This window comes from Actinotalea sp. JY-7876 (genome assembly GCF_014042015.1).
In the GTDB taxonomy this organism is placed as follows: Bacteria; Actinomycetota; Actinomycetes; order Actinomycetales; family Cellulomonadaceae; genus Actinotalea.
This window is the reverse complement of record NZ_CP059493.1, coordinates 115,173-138,197: the sequence shown is the minus strand read 5'-3', so window position 1 is coordinate 138,197 and position 23,025 is coordinate 115,173. Positions and strand designations below refer to the sequence as shown.

The window sequence follows — 23,025 nt, the reverse complement described above, 5'->3', positions numbered from 1 at the left end:
ATTCCTGGCGTTCTGAGCGTCACGCGTACGGGTGATGCGCTGTCCACAGATCGCTTCGCGACCTGTCGGGAATGTCCGGCTCGCCGGTAGGTTGCGGGCCATGCGTCCGAGCAGGGGCACCGCGGCACTGCTCATCGGCGTGTGCGCGGTCGGCGGGTTGGCCGGGTGCACTCGTGACTCGGTCGAGCCGACTCCGGTGCCGACCGTGTCGAGTAATCCGACGGCGACGGCCACCCCCACGCCGACGCCGACGACGCCGCCCGAGGCGATTGCTCCCGAACGGCCGGCCGCCATGGACGAGGTCAGCGTCGCTGGCGCAGAGGCAGCCGCGGAGTACTTCTTGCAGTTGTACCCGTACGTGTATGCGACCGGGGACCTGAGCAAATGGAACGACCTAAGCGATCCGGAGTGCGTCTTCTGCCAATCCGTTGTTCGCAATGTCCAAGAGCAAGTGGCCGCCAACCACACGAGTTCGGGTTCAGCCATCGACGTTCTCGAGGTGTTGGCGTGGGAGATCAACGTCGGCCGGTACGGAGCGACCATTACAGCGAACGAGGGACCCTCGAAGGAGTTCGACGAAGGCGGCGAAGTCGTCTCGGAACGCACCGAGTCACAGAAGCACCTGATCACCTATGCGCTTCGCCATGACGGCGCTGGTTGGCGCGTTCTGGAACTAGATGTCGAGACGGTGACGTCGTGAAGGCTCGCCGCGCCAATACGATCGCACTGTTAACCGCCATGCTCGCACTTGTCGGGTCGTCAGCGCTCGCGAGTCCTGACCTCGACGACGAGGACGAAGCGGTATCTACTGCGGCCCGCGGTAATGCCTTCCAACTCAACGCCCGCGAGCGCTTCGCCGCCGAACGGGCGTGGCGCTCCGCAGGCGCGAATCAGGCCCAGGCTCTTATCGAGTACCTCCGGGCGCCGCTGTGTCCGGTGACTTCCGGCGAAATCTCGACGCCCGGCAACGGGAGTTGCGCGACGAATGCGGGGACCGTCTCGCTCCCTGAGTGCGAGGGCCTCGCTCCGCTCGAGCCACTATGGAGCCGGTCCCGCGGCACTCCGACTGCTCCCTGGAGCGCTTGGGCGCTCGTCACTCCCTGGTCCTGCCCGCAGGACGTCCTCCCCGCCTTCTCGGCCGAGGACTTCCGCCGTCTCCCGCTCACACCGGCCCAGGTCACCATCCAGCCCGCCGCCGCCACGGTCCTCATCAACATCCCCACCATCACCATGGCCACCGCCGCCCAACAGAACCTCACCACCGACCTGCTCGGCTACGCCGTCGAGGTCCAAGCGACCGCCACCTCCTACAGCTGGGACTACGGCGACGGCTCCGCCCCCCTCGTGACGACGAGCCCCGGCCGCCCCTACCCGGATCACGACGTCCACCACAGCTACGGCGGTCCCGGCGCCTACGCCATCACGCTGACCACCACCTGGGCCGGCCAGTACCGCCTCGCCGGGACCACCACGTGGCAGGACATCGACGGCACCGCCACCACCGTGACAACCACGCCACCGATCACCGCCGTCGAACGCCGCAGCACCCTCGTCGCAGGCGCGTGCAGCTCACCGGGCTGCTGACGAAAAGCCCGCGGCTCGGACGTGCTGACCGCACACCGGTGAGATCTCTCGCTCCCATTTCGGCGCGCGCCCCGGGTAACCAGGCACCGGCAAGTCCCTTTCGTTGTCGCCGGAGCGCTCGATGAGTTTGCTGGCGTCCCAAAGTTCGACGGCCGCGCCGATGGTCGCGATGCGCTCGCTGGCGCGGTCCGCAGGCGAGGTCGCCGTGGTGACGTGCATGTCGCGGGACTCCAAGGAGCCGGTAGCGCTGCTGGAGCGGCGTCCCGCCCGTCAGGCCGACTTATGGACGCCACTCGTAGAAGGAGGCGACCAGGGCGACAGGGGCGTGTCCGCCGGCACGGATCCCTGGCGTTCTCTGAGCGCCACGCGTACGGGTGATGCGCTGTCCACAGATCGCTTCGCGACCTGTCGGGAATGTCCGGCTCGCCGGTAGGTTGCGGGCCATGCGTCCGAGCAGGGGCACCGCGGCACTGCTCATCGGCGTGTGCGCGGTCGGCGGGTTGGCCGGGTGCACTCGTGACTCGGTCGAGCCGACTCCGGAGCCGACCGTGTCGAGCAGTCCGACGGCGACGCCCAGCCCCACGCCTACGCCCACGACGCCGCCCGAGGCGATTGCTCCGGAACGACCTGCCGCCATCGACGAGGTCAGCGTCGCCGGCGCGGAGGCGGCGGCCACGTACTTCCTGCAGCTCTACCCGTACGCGTACGCGACAGGCGACCTGAGCAAGTGGAACGAACTGAGCGATCCGGAGTGCGCGTTTTGCCAGTCCGTCATACGCAATGTCCAAGAGCAGGTGGCGGCAAGTCACTCAAGTTCCGGGTCGGCCATCGCCATTCTTGAAGTGTCTGCATGGGAGATCAACGTCGGCCGCTACGGAGCGACCGTTACGGCGAACGAGGGACCTTCGAAGGAGTACGACGAAGCCGGGGAAGTCGTCTCCGAGCGCACCGAATCAGAGAAGCACGTGCTCACGTACGCGCTCCGCCATGACGGCTCAAACTGGCGCGTGCTGGAGCTAGATGTCGAGACGGTTGAGTCGTGAGCGCTCGCCGAACCACCAAGATCGCAGTGTTCACCGCCATGCTGGTGCTTGTCGGATCGGCAGCGCTCGCGCGTCCCGGTCTCGGCGACGAGGACGAGGCGGTATCGGCCGCAGCCCGCGGTGACGTCTTCGAACTCAACGCGCGCGAGGGCTTCGCCGCTGAGCAGGCGTGGCGCTCCGCAGGCGCAAGTCGGGCCCTGGCACTGGTCGAGTATCTCCGGGCGCCGCTTTGTCCGGTCACTTCCGGCGAGATCTCGACGCCCGGCAACGGAAGTTGCGCGACGAATGCCGGCACAGTCTCTGTCCCTGACTGCGAGGGCGTCGCTCCTCTCGAGCCACTCTGGGGCCGGTCGCGCAGCACTCCGACTGCTCCCTGGAGCGCTTGGACCCTCGTCAGCCCCTGGTCCTGCCCCCAGGACGTCCTCCCCGCGTTCACCGCCGAGGACTTCCGTCGCCTGCCCCTCACCCCGGCGCAGGTCACCATCCAACCCGCCGCCGCCACGGTCCTCATCAACATCCCCACCATCACCATGGCGACCGCGGCCCAGCAGAACCTCGCTGCCGACCTGCTCGGCTACGCCGTCGAGGTCCAGGCCACCGCCACGTCCTACAGCTGGGACTACGGCGACGGCTCCGCCCCCTCGTCACGACGAGCCCGGGCCGCCCCTACCCCGACCACGACGTCCACCACAGCTACGGCGACGCCGGCACCTACGCCATCACGCTGACGACGACGTGGTCCGGCCAGTACCGGCTCGCCGGGACCACCACATGGCAGGACATCGACGGCACCGCCACCACCGCGACGACGACGCCGCCGATCACCGCGGTCGAGCGCCGCAGCACCCTCGTCGCGGAAGCGTGCACATCCGCGGACTGCTGACACCGGTCGTACGCCACCACCCGCCGTCGCGCCGGCGGCCCACCACGTCGTGTCGCACCCGCCCGTTACGGTGACCGCACCGACACCCGCGTGAGGAGGCCCCGTGCTCCACCTGCACCGCTCCGAGCGCGCCGACGCCCTCATCGCACCGCTCGCGGAGGTGCTCGCGGCGCCCGCGGAGGACCCCTTCGCGACCGACGTCGTCGCCGTCCCCACGCGCGGCGTCGAGCGCTGGGTCGCGCAGCGGCTCGCGCACCACCTCGGGACCGGACCGGACGGCGAGGCCGGGATCTGCGCCAACGTCGCCTTCCCCTCCCCCGCACGCCTCGTCGCGGACGCCCTCGCCGCGGTGCTCGGCCTCGAGCGCGACGACGACCCCTGGCGACGCGACCGCCTCACGTGGGCGCTCCTCGACGTCGTCGACGAGAGCGCCGGCGAGCCGCGCTTCGCGGCCCTCGGGCGCCACCTCGGCGCCGGCGAGAAGGACGGGCCGCGCCGCGGGCGGCGCCTGCAGTCCGCCCAGCACCTCGCCGGACTGTTCGACTCCTACGCCGCGCAGCGGCCGGCGATGGTCCGCGCGTGGGCGGTCGGCGACGACGCGGACGGCGCCGGCGGTCGCGTGCCGGACGACCTCGCCTGGCAGCCCGAGCTGTGGCGGCGCCTGCGCGCGCGCCTCGACGCGCCGAGCCCTGCCGAGCGCCTCGACGACGCCGCCCGCCTCCTCACCGCCGACCCGGACGCCGTCGACCTGCCAGCACGCCTGTCCGTCTTCGGACCCACGCGTCTGCCCGAGGACCAGCACCTCGTCCTCCACGCGCTCGCCGCGCACCGCGACGTGCACCTGTGGCTGCCGCACCCCTCACCCGCGCTGTGGGACCGCGTCGCCCAGGCGCCACCACCCAGCCCGCGCCGGCGTGACGTCGTCGCCGTCGCCGCCCACCCGCTGCTCGCCTCCATGGCGCGCGACGCGACCGAGCTGCAGGTGCGGCTCACCGCGTCCGGCGACGCGGCCGTCACCCACCACCGGAGCCAGGCGCCCGACGACGCGGCCCTGCTCGGCGCGCTCCAGCGCCGCCTGCATGACGACGCCCCCGATACGCCGCCCGCGACCCTCACCCCGGGCGACCGCTCCGTCCAGGTCCACTCGTGCCACGGGCGCGCACGCCAGGTCGAGGTGCTGCGCGAGGCGCTGCTCGGCCTGTTCGCCGACGACCCGACGCTCGAGCCGCGCGACGTCGTCGTCATGTGTCCGGACATCGAGGCGTTCGCGCCGCTGATCGCCGCGACCTTCGGCACCGCCGACGACGACGTGCGCGGCCACCCCGGGCGGACACTGCGCGTGCGGCTCGCGGACCGGTCGCTGCGGCAGACGAACCCCCTGCTCGCCCTGGTCAGCCGCCTGCTCGAGCTCGCGGACGGGCGGGTCACCGCGCCGGACGTCGTCGACCTCGCGGGCACGGAGCCCGTGCGGCGGCGCTTCCGGCTGGACGACGACGACCTGGACCGGATCCGCGAGTGGGCCGTCGAGTCCGGCGTGCGGTGGGGCGAGAACGCCGAGCGGCGCGCACGCTTCGGCCTCCACGTCGCGCAGGGCACGTGGCAGACGGCGCTGGACCGCATCCTGCTCGGCGCCGCGATGGCCGAGGAGGACCACCGCTTCGTCGCCTCCGCCCTGCCGCTGGACGACGTCGACTCCACCGACGTCGACCTCGCCGGACGCCTCGCGGAGCTGGTCGACCGCCTCACCGTCGTGCTCGCGGACCTCGACGGCGCCCACCCCGCGGCGCACTGGTTCGACGCGCTCGACCGCGCGCTGCACCTCCTCGCCGACGTCGCGCCCGCCGACACCTGGCAGGAGGTCGAGGCCGGCATGGTGCTCGACGAGGCGCGCGACGCCGCGGCCCGGCACGGCGCGACCGAGCTGCGGCTCCCCGACGTGCGCGCGCTCCTGTCGCACCGCCTGCGCGGGCGCCCCACGCGCGCCGGCTTCCGGACCGGTGCCCTCACCGTGTGCTCGCTCGAGCCGATGCGCGCGGTGCCGCACCGCGTCGTCGCGCTGCTCGGCATGGACGACGGCGCCTTCCCGCGCGGGTCCGGCAGCGACGGGGACGACGTGCTGCTGCGCGAGCCGCTGATCGGCGAGCGCGACCGCCGCGGCGAGGACCGCCAGCTCTTCCTCGACGCGATCACCTCCGCGCAGGAGCACCTCGTCGTCCTGTACAGCGGCGCCGACGAGCGCACCGGTGCGTCGCGGCCACCCGCGGTGCCCGTCGGGGAGCTGCTCGACGCCCTCGACCGCACCGCCACCGCCGCCGACGGGCGGCCGGTGCGCGCACACGTCGTCGTGCGGCACCCTCTGCAGCCCGTCGACGAGCGGAACTTCACCGCCGGCGCGCTCGGGCGGCCCGGGCCGTTCAGCTTCGACGCGCTCAACCACCGGGCCGCCGTCGTCGGCCGCGGCGAGCGCGAAGGGCGGCGACCGTTCCTCGACCACCCGCTCACCCCCGCGGCGCAGGACGACGGCGACGGGTCCGGGACGCTCGACCTCGACGACCTCGTCACCGCGCTGGAGCACCCGGTCAAGGCGTTCCTGCGCAGGCGGCTCGGGGTGCTGGTCCCCGGAGAGACCGACGAGGTCGACGACCGGCTGCCCATCGCGCTCGACGGGCTGGCGACCTGGCAGGTCGGCGACCGGCTGCTCACCGCGGCGCTCGACGGGGCGGACATGCAGCAGGCGGCCGACGCCGAGCGGCGGCGCGGCCAGCTGCCGCCCGCACGCCTCGGCGGTGCGGTGATGCGCGAGGTGCACGACCAGGTCGTGCCCATCGTCGAGACCGCGCGCCGCTGGCTCGACCACCCCGCGCAGACGGTGGACGTCGCCGTGACGCTGCCGAGCGGGCGGACCCTGACCGGGACGGTGGGCGGCCTGCGCGGGGACGTCGTCGTCCGGCCCGTGTTCTCGCGGCTCGCGGCCAAGCACCGGCTGCGCGCGTGGGTGCAGCTGCTCGCGCTCGCCGCCGCGTTCCCCGACCGACGGCTCGGCGCCGTGACGATCGGGCGCGGCAGGGGCCGCGGGGCCGGGGCGGCCGCGTCGCTGCTGACGGCACCCGAGGCCACGGAGGCCGCGCGGCTGCTCGACCAGCTTTCCGACCTGCGGGACCGCGCGCTGCGCGAACCGCTGCCGATGCCGGTGGCGACGTCGTGCGCCTACGCGCGTGTCCGCCACGGCGGCGGCGAGGAGGCCGACGCCCTCGACAGCGCCGGACGCGAGTGGCGCGACGGGTTCGAGAAGGCCGACGAGCTGCACGTGCTCGTGTGGGGCGACGACGCCGGGCTGCGCGACGTGCTCGGCACGCCGACCACCGAGGAGCAGCGGTGGTGGCCGGAGGACCGCACGCGCCTCGGCGTGCTCGCTCGGCGGCTGTGGGAGCCGCTCCTCGAGCAGGAGCGGACGGAGCTCGCATGAGCGCGCAGCCGACCCACGCGACAGCGGGGATGGAGGCGACGGAAGGGGCGACCGCGACGGCCACGACCCCGGGCACGGCCCCACCCGTGACCCCCGCCGCCCCGGTGTTCGACGTGTGCGGGCCGCTGCCCCAGGGCACCACGGTGCTCGAAGCCAGCGCGGGCACCGGCAAGACGTTCACGATCGCGGCGCTGGCGACCCGGTACGTCGCCGAGGGCGTCGCCGACCTCTCCGAGCTCATGCTCATCACGTTCGGCCGAGCCGCGACCTCGGAGCTGCGCGACCGCGTCCGCGAGCGCCTGGTCGCCACGGAGCGCGCGCTGCGCGACCCGGGCGTGCGGTCCTCGAAGGACGCGCTGCTGCGACACCTCGCCGACGTCGACGACGCCGAGCTCGACACCCGACGCCGGCGGCTCACGCGCGCCCTCGCCGACTTCGACGCCGCCACCATCGCGACCACCCACGGGTTCTGCCAGCAGATGCTCACCGCGCTCGGCATGGCGGCCGACGTCGACCGCGACGCGGTCCTGGTGCCGGACCAGGCGGACCTGGTCGAGGAGGTCGTGGACGACCTCTACCTGCGGCGCTACGCCAACGAGGCGGAGCCGGGGCTCGCGTACGCGGACGCCCGGACGGTCGCCCGCGCGGCGATCAGCGACCACGACGCCGCGCTGCGGCCCGACGACGCCGAGCCCGACTCCCCTGCGGACCAGCGCTACCGGTTCGCCCGCGCCGCCCGGACCGAGCTGCTGCGCCGCAAGCGCACGCGGCGCGTGCTCGACTACGACGACCTGCTCGTGCTGCTGCGCGACGCGCTCGTGGACCCGCAGACCGGACCGGCCGCCGTCGAGCGCGTCCGGTCGCGGTACCGGGTCGTCATGGTCGACGAGTTCCAGGACACCGACCAGGTCCAGTGGGACATCCTGCGGACCGCGTTCCACGGGCACCGCACGCTCGTCCTCATCGGCGACCCCAAGCAGGCGATCTACGCGTTCCGCGGCGCCGACGTCGTCACCTACCTCACCGCCCGGCGCGAGGCGCACGCGACGGCGACGCTCGGCCGCAACTGGCGCAGCGACGAGCCGCTCCTGCAGGGCATGAGCGCCCTCCTGCGCCGCACCGCGCTGGGCGACCGGGACATCGTGGTGCAGCCGGTCGAGGCCGAGCACACCGGCCGGCGCCTCGAGGGCGCGCCACCCGTGACGCTGCGGCAGGTGACGCGCGCCGCCGTCGGCTCCTCGGGCGCGGTCCCCGCCGTGGGCGCGGTGCGCGGGGTGATCTACGCCGACGTCGCCAACGAGGTCGTCCGGTCGCTGGAGACGGTCCGCCTGCGCGAGAGCGAGGGCGACGCCGCGCGGTGGCGCGCGCTGCGGCCCGGGGACATCGCCGTCCTGGCCCACCGCAACGCGGACGCCACCGCCGTGCGGGACGCGCTGGCGGACGCCGGCGTGCCGGCGGTCGTCTCGGGGCTGCAGAGCGTGTTCGGCACGCCCGCGGCGCGGCACTGGCGCACCCTCCTGACCGCGCTCGCCCAGCCCGGCGTCACGGGGCGCGTCGCCGCGGCGGCGCTGACGCCGTTCGTCGGGTGGGACGCGCAGCGCCTGGCGACCGCCCCCGAGGCGGACCGCGACGAGCTCGCCGACCGCCTGCGCACCTGGTCGCACCTGCTTGCCGAGCGGGGCGTCGCGACCCTGCTCGAGGCCGCGACCGCGGACGGGCTCACGCAGCGCCTGCTGCGCACGGCCGACGGCGAGCGCATGCTCACCGACCTGCGGCACATCGGCCAGACGCTGCACGGCGTCGCGCACACCCAGCGCCTGGGCACCGCCGCGCTCGCCGAGTGGCTGCGCGCGCGCATGGCTGAGACGGAGCAGGACTACGCCGAGGAGCGCAGCCGGCGGCTCGAGACCGACGCCGCCGCCGTCCAGGTCGTCACCATCCACGCGAGCAAGGGCCTCGAGTTCCCGGTGGTGCACGTGCCGTTCGCGTGGAACCGCTTCAGCGCGCAGACCCCGCCGGTGGTCCGCTACCACGACGACGCCGACGCCCGGCTGCTGCACGTGGGCGGACCGAAGGACCCGTCCTACGCCGACGCGCGCACGCGCCACCAGGCCGAGGAGCTCGGCGAGGACCTGCGGCTCGCGTACGTCGCGCTGACCCGCGCGAGCTCCCAGCTCGTCGTGTGGTGGGCGCCGTCCAAGAACACGACAGCGGGCGCGATGACCCGCCTCCTGCTCGGCACGCACGGCGACGGCGAGCAGCCGCCACCCGGGGTCACCGTGCCCAAGGACGTCGACGCCGCCGCGGCCTTCGCGGCGCTGGCCGCGCGCTCCGGCGGGACCGTGGTGCACGAGCAGGTGACCGCCGCGCCCGCGCGCGTGCGCTGGACGCCGCCCGCGGCGCCGCAGTCCGAGCTCCAGGTCGCACGCTTCACGCGCCCGCTCGACACCGCCTGGCGGCGGACCTCCTACTCCGGGCTCACCGCCGCCGCGCACGAGGTGGCCCACGGCGGGGTCGCCGACGAGCCGGAGACGACCGGCATCCAGGACGAGTCCGACGCGGACGTGACGCTGGACGCGACGACCGCCGGCGTCACCGACGGCGCGACCGTCGACGCGGCGCTGCGTGCCGTCCGCTCCCCCATGGCGGACCTGCCCGGCGGGACGGCGTTCGGCACGCTGACCCACGAGGTCCTCGAGCACGTCGACACCCGCGCGCCCGACCTCGCGGCGGAGCTGCTCCGCCGCTGCCGCGAGACCGGCCTGGCGCGCGGGCTCGGCGTCGACCCCGACGCGCTCGCGACCTCGCTGCTCCCGGTGCTGCGCACGCCGCTCGGCCCGCTCGCGGGCGCCGCCACGCTGGCCGACGTCGAGCCGCGCGACCGCCTGCCCGAGCTCGCCTTCGAGCTGCCGCTCGCGGACGGTGCGGGCTCCGGGCGCCACGCGGGTGCGACCCTGCACGACGTCGCCGACCTGCTGCGCCGGCACCTGCCGGCCGACGACCCGTTCGCCCCCTACGCCGACCGCCTCGACGGCCCGCACACGGGCACCGAGCGGCTGCGCGGCTACCTCACCGGCAGCATCGATGCCGTCCTGCGCGTGCGCGACGCCGCCGCCGAGCCGCGCTACCTCGTCGTCGACTACAAGACCAACCGCCTCGCCCCCGCGGCGGAGGACCTCACGGCGTGGCACTACCGGCCCGCCGCGATGGTCGAGGCGATGCTCGACGCCCACTACCCGCTGCAGCTGCTCCTCTATACCGCGGCGCTGCACCGCTACCTGCGCTGGCGCCAGCCCGGGTACGACCCCGAGCGCCACCTCGGCGGCGGGCTCTACCTGTTCGTGCGCGGCATGTCCGGCCCCGACACGCCCGTGGTCGACGGGACGCCCTGCGGCGTCATGGCGTGGCGGCCCCCGACGGACGTCGTGCTGGGGCTGTCCGCGCTGCTCGACGGGCGCGTGGCCGACGGGAGGCGGGCATGACCACGAACCCGGCCGCATCCGCCGCGCCCGCGCCGCCCCTCTCGCCGCCGACGCCGCCCGACCCCCACGACGTGCGCCTCGCCCTGCGGGCGTCGCCGCTGCTCCGCACCTTCAACGTCGCGGGCCTGCTCACGGCCGCGGACGTGCACGTCGCCCAGCGCCTCGGGTCGCTCGCCGGCGAGCCCGAGGAGACGGTGCGGCTCGCCGTCGCGCTCGCCGTGCGCGGGGTCCGCTCCGGCTCCGTGTGCCTCGCGCTCGACGACGTCGCCGAGCTCGCCGCCGAGGTGGAGGTCGAGGCCGGGCCGGTCGACCTGCCGTGGCCGGAGCCCGCCGCCTGGCGCGCCGCGATCGAGCGGAGCCCGGCGGTCGCCGCCGGACCCGTGGGCGGCGAGGACAGGCCCGTGCGCTGGGTCGACGGGCGCCTGTACCTCGACCGCTACTGGCGCGACGAGCAGGTCGTGCGCCGGGAGGTCGACGCGCGGCTCGCCGCTCCCCCGCCGGCCGTCGACGCCCGGGCCCTGCGCGACGCCGTCGTCCGGCTCTTCCCCGGCGCGGACGACGCGCGCCAGCGGCTGGCGGCCGCGACCGCCGCCGTCTCACCCCTGACCGTGCTGACGGGCGGGCCCGGCACGGGCAAGACGACGACCGTGGCGCGCGTGCTGGCGATCCTGCAGCAGGTGGGCGCCACGACCTCCGCGCCGGGGGCCGGGGCGCACAGACGGGGGCTCCGTGTCGCGCTCGCGGCACCGACCGGCAAGGCCGCGGCGCGCCTCAAGGAGGCCGTGCACGAGCAGGTCGCCGGCCTCGATCCCGCCGACCGCGCCGCCGTCGGCGACCTCGAGGCCATGACCATCCACCGGCTGCTGGGCTGGCGGCACGACTCCTCGACCCGCTTCCGGCACGACCGCTCGCGCCGCCTGCCGCACGACGTCGTCGTCATCGACGAGACGTCGATGGTGTCCCTGCCGCTCATGGCCCGGCTGCTCGAGGCGCTGCGGCCCGGGGCGCGCCTGCTCCTGGTGGGCGACCCCGACCAGCTCGCCTCGGTCGAGGCCGGCGCGGTGCTCGGGGACCTGGTGCGGCGCCCGCCCGCGGGTGACGGGCCGCTGCGCGCGCTCGACGGGCCCCTGGCCGACCTGGTCTCCGCGGCCGCACTCACCCCGTCGGACCTGACCGCGCTGCGCGCGGGCGTCGTGCGGCTCACGGTCAACCACCGGTTCGACGGCGCGCTCGGGCGCCTGGCCGCCGCGATCCGCGACGGCGACGCGGACGCCGTCGTCCACCTCCTGCGCTCGGACGACCCGGCGCTCGTGTGGGTCGAGACCGGGGCCCACCCCACGCCGGACCAGCTCGCCGGCCTGCGCGACGACGTCCGGGCGACCGGGACGGCGCTGCTCGCGGCCGCGCGCGCCGGGGACGGCGGCGCGGCGCTGCGGGCGCTCGAGAGCCACCGCCTGCTGCTCGCGCACCGCCGCGGTCCCGCGGGTGTCGCGCACTGGGCCGACGTCGCCGCCGCGTGGACGGCGGACCCCGGAGCGCCGGACCAGCAGGGACCGTGGCCGCTCGGGCTGCCCCTGCTCGTGACGACGAACGACCGCGACACCGGCCTCTTCAACGGCGACACGTGCGTGGTCGTCGACGACGGCAAGGGCGGGCGCATGGCGGTGTTCGGCGACCCCGAACGGCCGCAGCGGATCAGCCCTCACCGCCTGCCCGCCGTGGTGCCGGTGCACGCGATGACGGTGCACCGGGCGCAGGGCAGCCAGTTCGCGCGCGTCTCGCTGCTCCTGCCTCCCGCGACGTCGCCCCTGCTCACACGCCAGCTGCTCTACACGGCGGCCACCCGCGCCCGCGAGACCGTCAGGGTGATCGGCAGCGAGGAGGCGGTGCGCACCGCGGTCGGGCGCGAGGTCCGGCGAGCGAGCGGCCTCGGGGAAGGCCCCGGAGCGGTCGCCTGAGCGCGCGGCTGAGCGGGCAACCGGGTGATGCCCGGGCCCGGTGATCATGTCGGCCACCGGCCGCGCCGATGCACGGAGCGACGGCCGGCGCGCGGCCGCCGGGAGGGGGCCGACGATGAGCCGTCGTGCCGCAATGGTGTTCGCGGGCGTCCTCGTGCTGGTCGCCGTGGCGGCCGTCGCCGTGATCGCCTCCACCTGGTCCCGACCCCCGCCGCCCTCGCCGGTGGCGGGCGCCGCGTCGTGCCTCACCTCCGGCGCCCTCGACCCGTGGACCATCTTCTACGAGGAGATCGAGGCGTACGGGCCGGTGGACGCGTCGACGCCCGGGTCGGTCCCGGGCGGCTTCACCCCGGTCCACGTGGTCGTGTGCGACCTCGAGGCGACGGTGACGGACGGCGAGGTCGCGGCGCTGACGATGAACGAGGTCTGGTTCGAGGGCGACGTCGGACCGGTGCTCGCCCAGCTCCGCCGCCCCTCACGCGTCCTGCAGCCGGCCAACCCCGACTGCGAGCTGGCCTTCCCCACGCCGGCGTTCTGGCTGGTCGACGCGGACGGTCGCGCGGTGCTCGCGACGGAGCCGACCGACGAGTGCGGGAACGTGGCGATGGACATCTGGGCTGCCGTCGAGGGGATGCGGGAGATGCACCGGGTCGAGCACCCGCTCGCCCCGCGGCCGTGAGGACGGCCGGTCGCGTCCCGGCGACGTGATCGGCGCCCGCGCCCGGAATGCGCGCGGTGCGACGGTGTGTTGTCGTGCCACGTGACCACCGAGCGCGCGACGCCCACCCGGACGACCGCCGACGGCGTCGGCTTCCGGTCGACCCGCGGCCCGATCCTCGTGGCGATCATGGTCACGACCGGGCTCGTCGCGATCGACGCGACCATCCTCGCGACCGCCGTCCCGACGATCGTCGCGGACCTCGGCGGGTTCTCGTCCTTCCCCTGGCTGTTCTCGGTCTACCTGCTCACCCAGGCCGTCTCGGTCCCGATCTACTCCAAGCTCGCGGACACGATCGGCCGCAAGCCGGTGATCCTCATCGGCATCGGGCTCTTCCTGCTCGGGTCGGTGCTCTGCGGGTTCGCCTGGTCGATGCCGGCGCTCATCGCGTTCCGTGCGATCCAGGGCCTCGGCGCCGGCGCCGTCCAGCCCATGGCGATCACCATCGCGGGCGACATCTACACGGTGGCCGAGCGCGCCAAGGCTCAGGGCTACATCGCGAGCGTGTGGGCCCTGTCGAGCGTCGTGGGACCGACCCTCGGTGGCGTCTTCTCGGAGTTCCTCGACTGGACCTGGATCTTCTGGGTCAACATCCCGCTGTGCCTGCTCGCCGCGTGGCTGCTGGTCCGTCACCTGCACGAGACCGTCGAGAGGCAGCGCCACCGCATCGACTGGGCGGGGGGCGCGCTGCTGTCGATCGGCTCCACGCTGCTGATCCTGGCGCTGCTCGAGGGCGGCAACGCGTGGGAGTGGTCGTCCCCGCAGAGCATCGCCTCGATCACGGCCGCCGTGGTGATGCTCGTCGGCTTCGTGCTGGTCGAACGGCGCGCGGCCGAGCCGGTGCTCCCGCTGTGGGTGCTCTCGCGCCGCCTGCTCGCGACCACCGCGCTGGTCGGCGTCGGCGTGGGCGTCATCCTCATCGGGCTCACGTCGTACGTGCCGACGTGGCTGGAGGCGCTGCTCGGCGTCTCCCCCCTGGTGTCCGGGCTGACGCTGGCCGCGCTCACGCTGGGGTGGCCGATCGCCGCGTCGCAGGCCGGGCGGCTGTACCTGCGCCTCGGGTTCCGGACGACCGTGCTGATCGGGATCGCCGTCGTCGTCCTCAGCACGTCCGCGCTCGCGGTGCTCTCCGCCGAGCCGTCCATCCCCGTGGTGGCGGCGTGCTGCTTCGTCATCGGGCTGGGCATGGGCCTGGTCGCCGCGCCGTCGCTCATCGCGGCGCAGTCGAGCGTCGGGTGGGGCGAGCGCGGCGTGGTCACGGGCGCGAACATGTTCGCGCGGTCGATGGGCAGCGCGGTGGGCATCGCGGCGCTCGGCGCGCTCGTCAACGCCGCGATGCGCGGGACCGACGCCTTCTCGGACCCGGAGCGCTTCGGCAGCGCGGCCACGGGCGTGTTCGTCGCCGTCGCCGTCGTCGCGGCGCTCACGGCGGCCGCCTCGCTCGCCATGCCCCGCGACCGCCCGGCCGCGGACCTCGAGCAGGCGCAGGACGTCGAACGGCCCGCGTCCGCGCGCTGACGGATGTGCGGTCCATGGTGCTGGTGGGGCTCATGGGGCCAGCGCGATTCGCCTCAGCACCAGTGGCCACTCCAGCCACGCGCTCCGCACATCCGGGCAGCAGACGAGGGGCCGAGCTGGGGCTCGCTGGCCCATGCGCCGAGCCGCGCGATCGTGGACGTACAGAAGCCCCGCTGCCAGGGGGGCGGGCAGCGGGGCTTCGGTAGTTGAACTTTATGCGTACTGGGGGGTACCTACGCAAGCCCGCAGGCCCGGTCGGACGCGTGATCCTGAGCACAGGCACCGTGCACTCCGAACGGGTGAATCGGCGAGACGAGGTCGCATGCCGGGCCGCCATAGCGAACGATGCGGGGCGAGGGTGCCCCCGCACCCCCTCGCCGCCACTCCGGAGCAAATATGAGCGACCCACAGAACGACGCCCGCGAGCCCGAGTCCGGGCCCACGCCGCCGCCCTACGCGCCGCCGCAGTACGCCCAGAACCAGGGCACGACACCCGCTGCGCCCTACGCCTCGGCACCGACGCCCTACGCCCCGCCCCAGACCTCCGCGACCCCGTCCGAGACCACGTCCCCCTACGCCCCGCAGCCCGGAGCCTCGTCGCCGTACGCGGCGGCGTCGACGAGCCCGCAGTACGGCGCGACCGCCCCGCAGGGTGGGGCGCCCTACGGCGGCATGCCGGACCCCAGCGGGCAGTTCGGTGCGACGGCGTACGGCTCCCCGCAGGGCTACGGCCCCCCGGGAGGCAACTACGCCCCGCCGCCGCAGACCAAGGCTCCCGGCATCGCGATCGGCGCGCTGGTCGTCGGCATCGCGGCCCTCGTCCTGTGCTGGATCCCGTTCCTCGGTGTCGCCCTCGGCATCGCCGGCGTGGTGGTCGGCATCCTCGCCATGCGGAAGCCGGGCGGCAAGGGCTTCGGCCTCGGCGGCCTCATCACGGGCGCCCTGGCCCTGCTGATCGCCCTCGTGGTCACGTCCTTCACGCTCTTCGCCATCAACCAGGTCAACACCGCCGTCGAGGAGTTCGAGACGGTCGGCGAGGAGGCGGAGCGCGAGAGCGGGACCTCGGACGGCTCCGGCACCGAGGACGAGGGCGGCACCGCGGCCGAGCCGACGGAGCCGGCCGAGCCGACGCAGGCGCCCGGCGCAGGCTCCGGCGCTCTCGGCACGCGCGAGGACCCCGCGCTGCCCGGGGTCGACTTCGTGACGTTCACCGACGATTCCGGTCCGCTGTGGGAGATCACCGTCGGCACGGCGTCGTGGGACTCGTGGCCCGCCGTGCAGGCCGAGAACCAGTTCAACGAGCCGCCCGCCGCGGGCAACGTCTACGTCCTGGTCCCCGTGACGGCGACCTACCTCGGCGCCGGGACCGGCGACGCCTTCATCGACCTCTACCTCGAGTACGTGGCCGCGGACGGGACCGCGTACGACGACAGCTTCGTCGTCGCCCCCATGGACCTGTCGGCCCAGGACCCGGTCGCCACGGGGGGGACCGTCATGGGCAACCTGGTCTTCGAGGTCCCGGCCGACGCCGTCACGGGCGGCACCTGGGCCCTGTCGGTCGGGTACGACTCCGACACGATGTACTTCGCCGCGCAGTGACACGCGCCTGAACGGGCGCGGCCCCGGTCCCCTCGACGGGGCCGGGCCGCGCCGGTCCTGCAGGTCTAGGCCGGGCGTCCCGAGGACCGCCGGACCAGCTCGCACATCTCGTGCGCCGTCATGATGACGGTGTCCTTCTCGGCGAGGTCCCACACCAGCGAGTCCTCGATGTGGCCGTCGGCGCGCTCGACGAGGAAGTCCGCCAGCCCGCCCGTGCGGTACGCCAGGGGTGTCAGGTGCCAGGTCACGGGGTAGCCGCGCAGCGGGTGGACGCCGTGCAGGACGGCCGACGCGCCGCGGACCTTGTTCCGCGTCAGGGTGCTGCTGCTCATCGTGGCCTCGCTGGGTCGGTCCCGCCGCGCCCGCTGCGCCGCGTCGTACCCAATGGATCGGCACCGCCGCCCGCGCCATGACCTCGCGTGCGGGTGAACGTGGCCGACGTCACACGTTCGGGTCACCACCACGCCGCCGCGCGCCGCGACAACGACCGACGTAGCGTCGAGGCGCACCCGCCCCGAGGAGGACTCCCCGATGAGCCCGAGCGAGACGCCGTCCGCGACCCCGTCCGACGCGGGCGCCGCGGCACCCCTGATCCTCGTGCTGCACGGCGCGCGCGGCGACCTGTCGCGCCGCCTGGTCCTGCCCTCGCTCGCGACCCTCCACGAGCGGGGCCTCCTCCCGGACCGCTGGGCCCTGCTGGGCACCGGCCGGGAGTCCATGAGCCGCGAGGACTTCGTCGGGCACGTCCGGTCCGCGCTCGAGGAGTTCGGCCACGAGGGCACCACGGACGACGACGTCGACGCGCTGACCCGGCACTCGCGGTTCACGGACGAGGTCAGGGCCGACGGCGACGGCGGCGGCCTGCCCGCGGCGCTGGACCAGGTGCGGCGCGAGCTCACCGAGACCGAGGCCCTCGCGGAGGGCGACCAGGAGCCGGCGGCCCGGACCCTGGGACCGGAGGACGTCGTCGTCGTGCACTACCTCGCGATCCCGCCGCAGGGCTTTGCGCCGCTCACCGAGGCCATGGGCGCGCAGGGCCTGGCCGTCGGGCCGGACGGCCGGCACGAGACGGTGCGCATCGTCTACGAGAAGCCCTACGGGACCTCGCCCGAGAGCTTCCGGGAGCTCGACGCCGTCGTGCACGAGGTGTTCGAGGAGGACCAGGTCTTCCGGATCGACCACTTCCTCGGCAAGGAGGCGACGCAGAACCTGCACGTCATGCGCTTCGCGAACGACCTGTTCTCGAGCGTGTGGGACCGCCACCACGTCGAGCAGGTGCAGATCGACGTGCCCGAGACGCTCGACGTCGCCCAGCGCGCCGAGTTCTACGACGCCACCGGCGCTGCGCTCGACATGGTCGTCAGCCACCTGTTCCAGGTCGCCGGCCAGGTCGCGATGGAACCGCCGCGGCACCTGGCGGTCTCGGACCTCGTGCGGGCGCGGGAGGACGCGATCGGCGACTTCCGGCCCCTCGACCCCGTGAATGACGTCGTCCTCGGCCAGTTCGAGGGGTACCAGGACATCGAGGGGGTCCGCGAGGGCTCGACGACCGACACGTTCATCGCGGCACGCCTGTGGATCGACAACGAGCGCTGGCGCGACGTGCCGTTCCTGCTGCGAACCGGAAAGCGGATGGCGGCGTCCGCGCAGCGCGTGACGCTGGTCCTGCGACGCGACCCCGTGCACCTGTTCGGCGACGAGGTGCCGGCGGGCGCGATCAGCCTCTCGCTGGCCGGCGACGGCGAGATCGCGCTGACGACGGCGGTGAAGAAGCCCGGGCCCGACCTCGACCTGGCGCGCGGCACCGCGACGATGCTCCTCGACGACGTCACGCCCGGGGAGCCGCTGCCCGCGTACGCGTCGCTCATGCACGACGTGCTCCAGGGGGACCGCACGCTCTTCACGACGCCGATCGGCCTCGAGGCCGCATGGCGCACGTTCGAGCCCCTGCTCGGTGAGGACCGCCCCGACCCCCTGCCGTACGCGCCGGGCTCGTGGGGACCGGCTGCGGCCGACGAGCTCGCCGCGCCGCACGGCTGGGTGCTGGGCCGCCAGTAGCTCCCGCGACTACGACCGCAGCCGCGCCTTGCCGACCGCCGAGCGGTCGAGCTCGTCGACCACCCGCACCTCGCGCGGCACCTTGTGCGGAGCGAGGAGCGCGCGAACGGCGGTGCGCAGCTCCTGCGGCGCCGACGCGGGCGTCAGGGGGCCCGCGGCGTCCAGCACCACGTCGGCCACCAGGCGGGTGCCGTGCACGGCGTCCGGCACGGCGCCGACCACCGCGTCGCGCACCCCCGGCCGCGCGACCAGGAACGCCTCGACCTCGCCCGGGTGGACGTTCTCGCCGCCGCTGACGACGACGGCATCGGCGCGGCCTGCGAGCCTCACGCGGCCGGCCCGGTCGAGGACGGCCCGGTCGCCCGTCGGGACCAGGCGTCCCCCGCCCGTCGGGACCAGGCGTCCGCGCTCGACGGCGACGAGCAGGCCGGACGTCCCGCGCGGGACCTCGCGGCCGGCGTCGTCGACCACCGCGACCCGGACCCCGGCGACCGGGCGACCGACGCACCCGGGCGCCGCCGCGAGGTCGGCGGTGGTCGCGACGGTGAGCGTGCCCGTGCCGGTCGAGCCGAAGAGATCGACCACCCCGTCGGCTTGACGGGCCAGGCGCGCGGCGACGTCGGGCCGCAGGCCCGCGGAGCCGCTCACCACCCGGTGCAGCCGGGGGGCGTCCGGGCACCCGGCGGCCAGGTGGTCGGCGAGGCGCTGGAGGTGCACGGGCACCCCCGTGACGACGGCGGCGCCGTACCGCCGGGCCGCCGCGCAGATCCCCGCGCCGGAGCGCTCGCCCGCGGTCACGACGGGCGCGCCGACGAGGAGCCCCGCCGTCAGCACGCCGAAACCGTGCCCGTGGAACAGGGGCGGCAGGACCAGCACCGGCCTGCCCGCCCGGACGCCCGTCGCCGCCAGCAGCGCCAGCTGCGGGACGAGCCGGGCCGTCGAGGGCGATCCCGCGGTCGACACGGGGGCGCCCGTCGTCCCGGCCGTGAGCAGCACGACGCGCGGCGCGCGGTCCCGCCGGCCGGCCTCACGCCGGCCGTCGCGCGACGTCACCACGGACGTGCGGGTCAACGCCCAGGGCCCGGACGCCTCGGCGGGGACACGCAGGAGCGCCACCACGCGCTCGCGCTCGACGACGCCTGACACCTCGAGCTCGCCCGACCGCGGCCCGATGAGCACGGCGTCCGCGCCCGCCCGCAGCGTCGCGGCGACCGCGACGACGAACCGGCGGTCGTCGGGCGCGACGATGCCGACGCGGGGGCGGGCGGCGCGCGGGCGCCGCGAGCCCGCGCCGGGGACGGGCGGGGCGAGGGCCCGGGCGATGGACCGCGCGAGGGCGTCGGCGGCGGCGTCGAGCTCGGCGGCGCCGACCGCTCCGAGGTCGTCGACCATCGCGACGACGTCGGGGCGCCGCGCGGCCGCCGCGCGCAGCACACCCTCGAACGACCGGGGGCGCAGCGCCCGCACCAGCCGGAACGTCCCCACCGGATCGCCCGCGACCAGGGCGGCGAGCCCGCGGGCCACCTGGGCAGGCCCCCGCGCACCGGCGCCCACGCCGCGGACCCGCGCCCGCGCCCGGCGTCTCACGGCACGTCGCGGCGCCGGCGGGCCGCCCGCACCGCCCGGACGTACCCCGTGGCGAGGCGGTCCACCGGGCCGGGCGCGAGGTCCACCGCGAGCCCGGCCGCGCGCGACCACCACGGGTCCACCACGCGAGGTCTGGCCACCACCGAGTGCGTGACGAGCGCGGCGACGTCGTCGGGCAGCAGCCCGGGGACCCGCCGGTAGGCGGGCGTCGCCGCGCTCATGGCCGTGTGGACCAGCGGCAGGCGCAGCGTCGTCGTCGCGACGCCGTCGACGGCGAGCTCGGGGGCGACCGACGCCACCCACGCGTCGAGCGCCGACTTGGACGCGCCGTAGGCGGACCAGCCGGGAAGCGGGACCGAGACGCTCGTGGTGGAGACGAGGACCAGGTGGCCCGCACGGGCGGCCGTCATCGCCGGCAGCAGCCGAAGGAGCAGCGCGACAGGTCCGAGGTAGTTGACGCCGGCTGTCCTGGTCACGTCGTGGAAGCGGTCGGCGTAGTCGGCCAGGAAGCGGTGGATCGAGTGCCCGGCGTTCGACACGACGACGGCCGGGGTGCCGTGCTCGGCGAGGATGCGCTCGCCCGCCGCGGCGGCCGCCTGCGGGTCACGCAGGTCGACGGCGATCGCGTGCGCCGTGCCGCCCCGCGAGCGCACGGCGCCGACGACGTCGTCGAGCGCCTCGGCGCCCCGCGCCAGCAGTACGACGCGCGCACCGACGGCGGCGAGCCGCTCGGCCGTGGCGGCGCCGATCCCACGGGAGGCGCCCGTGACGACCACGGTCCGTCCCCCGACCCGCTCGCGCACACGGTCCGGCGGGGCGCCCGTGCGGGCCATCCCGGTCGCGAGGAGGACGGCCCGAGGCATCCGCGGGCCGCCCGGGGCGTCGGGTCCTCGCACCACCACGTGCTCCCCTCGTCGGCACCCGTGGCCGGCAGGCGCGCGGCTCGTGCGCGTCACCCTACGCAGCGCCGGTCGGACGTCACCACGGTGGCGGCTCCCCCCGGCGGCCAGGTCCGGCTATGGTTCCGCCTGACACGAGGCAGGCAGGCGCGTGCCGCGGGCGGCACAACGGGGGACGGGGCGACGACCACATGGTCACCTTCATGGTCATCGGCGGCATCGGCCTCGCGCTCCTGCTGATCGCCCTCCCGCTCGGGGACGTCTTCGACATCGGCGACGGCGCGCTGTCGGGCACATCCCTCGGCGCGGGCGCCCTCGGGTTCGGCGCGATCGGCGCGATCGTCACCGCCAACGGGCTGCCGACCGTCTGGGCGTACGTCGCCTCGGCGGCCTTCGGTGTGCTGACCGTGGTCGGCGTCCAGCGCATGGTCGGGCACCTCAAGGCGTCCGAGGACGGGCTGCCGTACACGCTCACGGGTGTGCAGGGCGTCGTGACGTCGCCCGTCGCACCCGGCCGCAGCGGCGAGGTCAGCCTCGACGACCCGCGCGAGCTCGAGCGCCGCCTCGCGTGGGCCGACGTCGAGATCCCCGAGGGCACCCGCATCGTCGTCGTCGAGCAGTCCGGGGGCCGCGTCAAGGTCGCCCGCCCCGGCGCCTCGATCCAGGACTGAGATCCCCCACCCCGAGAGGCACACGTGAACAGCATCGGAGTACCCGCAGAGATCGTGACGGTGATCGGCGTCGCGGCGCTCGTCCTCGTCGTGGTCGCCGTCGTCGCGTTCATCGCGCGCCGCATCCGCCGCGTCCCCCCGAACGAGGCGCTCATCATCGTCGGCAAGGGCGCCGGCCGCTCCGCCGTCGGCGAGACGGGTCAGCGCGTCGTCGTCGGCGGTCGTGTGTTCGTCTGGCCGATCCTGCAGCAGGGCTTCCCGATCTCGCTCGAGCAGCGCCAGATCGGCATCACGGTCGAGGGCGTCGACAAGAACCGCATCAAGATCGCCATCAAGGCGTCGATCAACTTCAAGGTCCGCGGCGACGAGGAGGGCGTGCGTCGCGCCGCCCAGCGCTTCCTGTCCCAGCAGGGCACGCTGACCGAGATCATCAAGGAGTCCCTCGAGGGCTCGCTGCGCTCCATCGTCGGCGACATGACGATCGAGCAGATCATCTCCGACCGCAAGGGCCTCTCGGACCGCGTGGTCGAGTCGACGAAGATCGACCTGGCCGAGCAGGGCCTGCAGGTCGACCTGCTCAACATCTCCGACATCTCCACGCCGGGCTCCGACTACCTCGCGAACCTCGGTCGTGCCGAGAACGCGCGCGCCCGCCAGGTCGCCGAGGTCTCCGAGGCCGAGGCCCGCCGGGCGGCCGAGTTCGCCGTCATCGAGGCCGCAGAGCAGATCGCCGAGCGCCAGAAGGCGCTCGACCTCAAGCAGGCCGCGATCAAGGCGCAGACGGACCGCGCCAACGCCGAGGCCGAGGCCGCCGGTCAGCTCGCGCGTGCGGAGCAGGACAAGATCGTCGCCGCGCAGCAGCGCGAGGCGCTCGCCGAGCAGGCTCGCGTGACCGAGGAGCAGCTCGACATCGACGTCCGCAAGCCGGCCGAGGCCGCCGCGTACGCCGCCGTCCAGAAGGCCACCGCCGAGCGCGACGCCGCGAACGCCGCCACCGAGGCGGACGCCTACAAGCGCACGACGATCGCCCAGGCCAACAAGACCGCCGCGATCCAGGACGCCGAGGCCAACGCCGAGTCCGTCCGCCGCGCCGGTGAGGCCGAGCGCGACCGCCAGCTGGCTCTCGCCGCGGCCATCCGCGCCGAGGGTGAGGCGCGCGCCGCGGCCATCGAGGCCGAGGGTCGCGCCGAGGCCGCCGCCACGGACGCCAAGGCCGAGGCGCTCAAGAAGTACGGCGACGCAGCCATCGCGCAGGAGGTCATCTCGCGCCTGCCCGAGATCGTCCGTGCCGCCGCCGAGCCGATCGGCAACATCGGTCAGATGACGGTCATCTCGACCGACGGCGCCTCCGCGATCACCAAGAACGTGGCGTCGGTGCTCGGCGAGGGCCAGGAGGTCGTCCGCCAGCTCACGGGCCTCGACCTGTCGCAGCTGATCTCGTCGATCGCGGGCGGCCGGAGCTCGGACGACGGGGCGTTCCGTCGCGCGACGCCGCCCCCGCCGCCGCCGGTCTGACGGCGACGGACCCAGACAGCGACGGAGGGCGCTGACGGCACCGG

Annotated in this window: 17 protein-coding genes; 13 read left to right on the top strand and 4 right to left on the bottom strand. The window is 74.9% G+C overall.

Features of this window, described 5'->3' with window-relative positions:
* Nucleotides 1-100 precede the first annotated feature (100 nt).
* The 4 genes from H2O74_RS00680 (at nucleotide 101) to H2O74_RS00665 (ending at nucleotide 3,355) form a co-directional block, all read left to right on the top strand.
* Complete coding sequence (locus H2O74_RS00680; RefSeq protein WP_182112669.1) at nucleotides 101-700, top strand: DUF6318 family protein; 600 nt, start codon at nucleotides 101-103, stop codon at nucleotides 698-700.
* Nucleotides 697-1,584 (top strand): PKD domain-containing protein, encoded by an 888-nt coding sequence (locus H2O74_RS16790; protein WP_182112668.1) that lies wholly within the window; start codon nucleotides 697-699, stop codon nucleotides 1,582-1,584. The genes H2O74_RS00680 and H2O74_RS16790 overlap by 4 nt, the downstream gene beginning before the upstream one ends.
* A gap of 443 nt (nucleotides 1,585-2,027) precedes the next feature.
* Nucleotides 2,028-2,627, top strand: a complete 600-nt coding sequence (locus tag H2O74_RS00670; RefSeq protein WP_182112667.1) for a DUF6318 family protein — start codon at nucleotides 2,028-2,030, stop codon at nucleotides 2,625-2,627.
* Nucleotides 2,624-3,355 (top strand): hypothetical protein, encoded by a 732-nt coding sequence (locus tag H2O74_RS00665; RefSeq protein WP_182112666.1) that lies wholly within the window; start codon nucleotides 2,624-2,626, stop codon nucleotides 3,353-3,355. The genes H2O74_RS00670 and H2O74_RS00665 overlap by 4 nt, the downstream gene beginning before the upstream one ends.
* Here H2O74_RS00665 and H2O74_RS00660 read toward each other — a convergent pair.
* The gene (locus tag H2O74_RS00660; protein WP_182112665.1) at nucleotides 3,339-3,530 is read right to left on the bottom strand and encodes a hypothetical protein; all 192 of its coding nucleotides are present in this window, start codon (nucleotides 3,528-3,530) and stop codon (nucleotides 3,339-3,341) included. The genes H2O74_RS00665 and H2O74_RS00660 overlap by 17 nt on opposite strands.
* Nucleotides 3,531-3,613: 83 nt before the next feature.
* On the opposite strand from H2O74_RS00660, the gene recC reads away from it, so the two are divergent.
* The 6 genes from recC to H2O74_RS00630 all read left to right on the top strand — a co-directional run bounded on the left by recC (nucleotide 3,614) and on the right by H2O74_RS00630 (nucleotide 16,251).
* A complete protein-coding gene (gene recC, locus H2O74_RS00655) occupies nucleotides 3,614-6,976 on the top strand; it encodes an exodeoxyribonuclease V subunit gamma (protein ID WP_182112664.1) in 3,363 nt (1,120 codons plus the stop codon).
* Entirely contained in the window at nucleotides 6,973-10,458 is a 3,486-nt protein-coding gene (locus H2O74_RS00650; protein WP_255491706.1) for a UvrD-helicase domain-containing protein, read from the top strand. The genes recC and H2O74_RS00650 overlap by 4 nt, the downstream gene beginning before the upstream one ends.
* The gene (gene recD, locus H2O74_RS00645; protein WP_182112663.1) at nucleotides 10,455-12,416 is read left to right on the top strand and encodes an exodeoxyribonuclease V subunit alpha; all 1,962 of its coding nucleotides are present in this window, start codon (nucleotides 10,455-10,457) and stop codon (nucleotides 12,414-12,416) included. The genes H2O74_RS00650 and recD overlap by 4 nt, the downstream gene beginning before the upstream one ends.
* Before the next feature lie 115 nt (nucleotides 12,417-12,531).
* Complete coding sequence (locus tag H2O74_RS00640; protein WP_182112662.1) at nucleotides 12,532-13,095, top strand: hypothetical protein; 564 nt, start codon at nucleotides 12,532-12,534, stop codon at nucleotides 13,093-13,095.
* Between the two features lie 168 nt (nucleotides 13,096-13,263).
* Complete coding sequence (locus H2O74_RS00635) at nucleotides 13,264-14,652, top strand: MDR family MFS transporter (protein WP_182113963.1); 1,389 nt, start codon at nucleotides 13,264-13,266, stop codon at nucleotides 14,650-14,652.
* A 396-nt stretch (nucleotides 14,653-15,048) separates the two neighbouring features.
* The gene (locus tag H2O74_RS00630; RefSeq protein WP_182112661.1) at nucleotides 15,049-16,251 is read left to right on the top strand and encodes a DUF4190 domain-containing protein; all 1,203 of its coding nucleotides are present in this window, start codon (nucleotides 15,049-15,051) and stop codon (nucleotides 16,249-16,251) included.
* Between the two features lie 65 nt (nucleotides 16,252-16,316).
* On the opposite strand, the gene H2O74_RS00625 is transcribed toward H2O74_RS00630, so the two are convergent.
* Nucleotides 16,317-16,583 carry a hypothetical protein gene (locus H2O74_RS00625; RefSeq protein ID WP_182112660.1) on the bottom strand — a complete coding sequence of 89 codons (267 nt, stop codon included), beginning with the start codon at nucleotides 16,581-16,583 and terminating at the stop codon, nucleotides 16,317-16,319.
* Nucleotides 16,584-16,782: 199 nt separating this feature from the next.
* On the opposite strand from H2O74_RS00625, the gene H2O74_RS00620 reads away from it, so the two are divergent.
* Entirely contained in the window at nucleotides 16,783-18,309 is a 1,527-nt protein-coding gene (locus tag H2O74_RS00620; RefSeq protein WP_182112659.1) for a glucose-6-phosphate dehydrogenase, read from the top strand.
* Nucleotides 18,310-18,318: 9 nt separating this feature from the next.
* On the opposite strand, the gene H2O74_RS00615 is transcribed toward H2O74_RS00620, so the two are convergent.
* Complete coding sequence (locus H2O74_RS00615; protein ID WP_182112658.1) at nucleotides 18,319-19,863, bottom strand: class I adenylate-forming enzyme family protein; 1,545 nt, start codon at nucleotides 19,861-19,863, stop codon at nucleotides 18,319-18,321.
* A gap of 29 nt (nucleotides 19,864-19,892) precedes the next feature.
* Nucleotides 19,893-20,759 carry an SDR family NAD(P)-dependent oxidoreductase gene (locus H2O74_RS00610; RefSeq protein WP_182112657.1) on the bottom strand — a complete coding sequence of 289 codons (867 nt, stop codon included), beginning with the start codon at nucleotides 20,757-20,759 and terminating at the stop codon, nucleotides 19,893-19,895.
* Between the two features lie 227 nt (nucleotides 20,760-20,986).
* Between H2O74_RS00610 and H2O74_RS00605 the strand changes: the two genes are divergently transcribed.
* A complete protein-coding gene (locus H2O74_RS00605; RefSeq protein ID WP_182112656.1) occupies nucleotides 20,987-21,466 on the top strand; it encodes an NfeD family protein in 480 nt (159 codons plus the stop codon).
* Between the two features lie 24 nt (nucleotides 21,467-21,490).
* Nucleotides 21,491-22,981, top strand: a complete 1,491-nt coding sequence (locus H2O74_RS00600; RefSeq protein WP_370525782.1) for an SPFH domain-containing protein — start codon at nucleotides 21,491-21,493, stop codon at nucleotides 22,979-22,981.
* Nucleotides 22,982-23,025 lie beyond the last annotated feature (44 nt).

Coding starts and splice junctions, on each gene's coding strand:
- H2O74_RS00680 (WP_182112669.1), top strand. CDS start 101: ATGCGTCCGAGCAGGGGCACCGCGGCACTGCTCATCGGCGTGTGCGCG.
- H2O74_RS00670 (WP_182112667.1), top strand. CDS start 2,028: ATGCGTCCGAGCAGGGGCACCGCGGCACTGCTCATCGGCGTGTGCGCG.
- H2O74_RS00650 (WP_255491706.1), top strand. CDS start 6,973: ATGAGCGCGCAGCCGACCCACGCGACAGCGGGGATGGAGGCGACGGAA.
- recD (WP_182112663.1), top strand. CDS start 10,455: ATGACCACGAACCCGGCCGCATCCGCCGCGCCCGCGCCGCCCCTCTCG.
- H2O74_RS00640 (WP_182112662.1), top strand. CDS start 12,532: ATGAGCCGTCGTGCCGCAATGGTGTTCGCGGGCGTCCTCGTGCTGGTC.
- H2O74_RS00635 (WP_182113963.1), top strand. CDS start 13,264: ATGGTCACGACCGGGCTCGTCGCGATCGACGCGACCATCCTCGCGACC.
- H2O74_RS00630 (WP_182112661.1), top strand. CDS start 15,049: ATGAGCGACCCACAGAACGACGCCCGCGAGCCCGAGTCCGGGCCCACG.
- H2O74_RS00625 (WP_182112660.1), bottom strand. CDS start 16,583: ATGAGCAGCAGCACCCTGACGCGGAACAAGGTCCGCGGCGCGTCGGCC.
- H2O74_RS00620 (WP_182112659.1), top strand. CDS start 16,783: ATGAGCCCGAGCGAGACGCCGTCCGCGACCCCGTCCGACGCGGGCGCC.
- H2O74_RS00610 (WP_182112657.1), bottom strand. CDS start 20,759: ATGCCTCGGGCCGTCCTCCTCGCGACCGGGATGGCCCGCACGGGCGCC.
- H2O74_RS00605 (WP_182112656.1), top strand. CDS start 20,987: ATGGTCACCTTCATGGTCATCGGCGGCATCGGCCTCGCGCTCCTGCTG.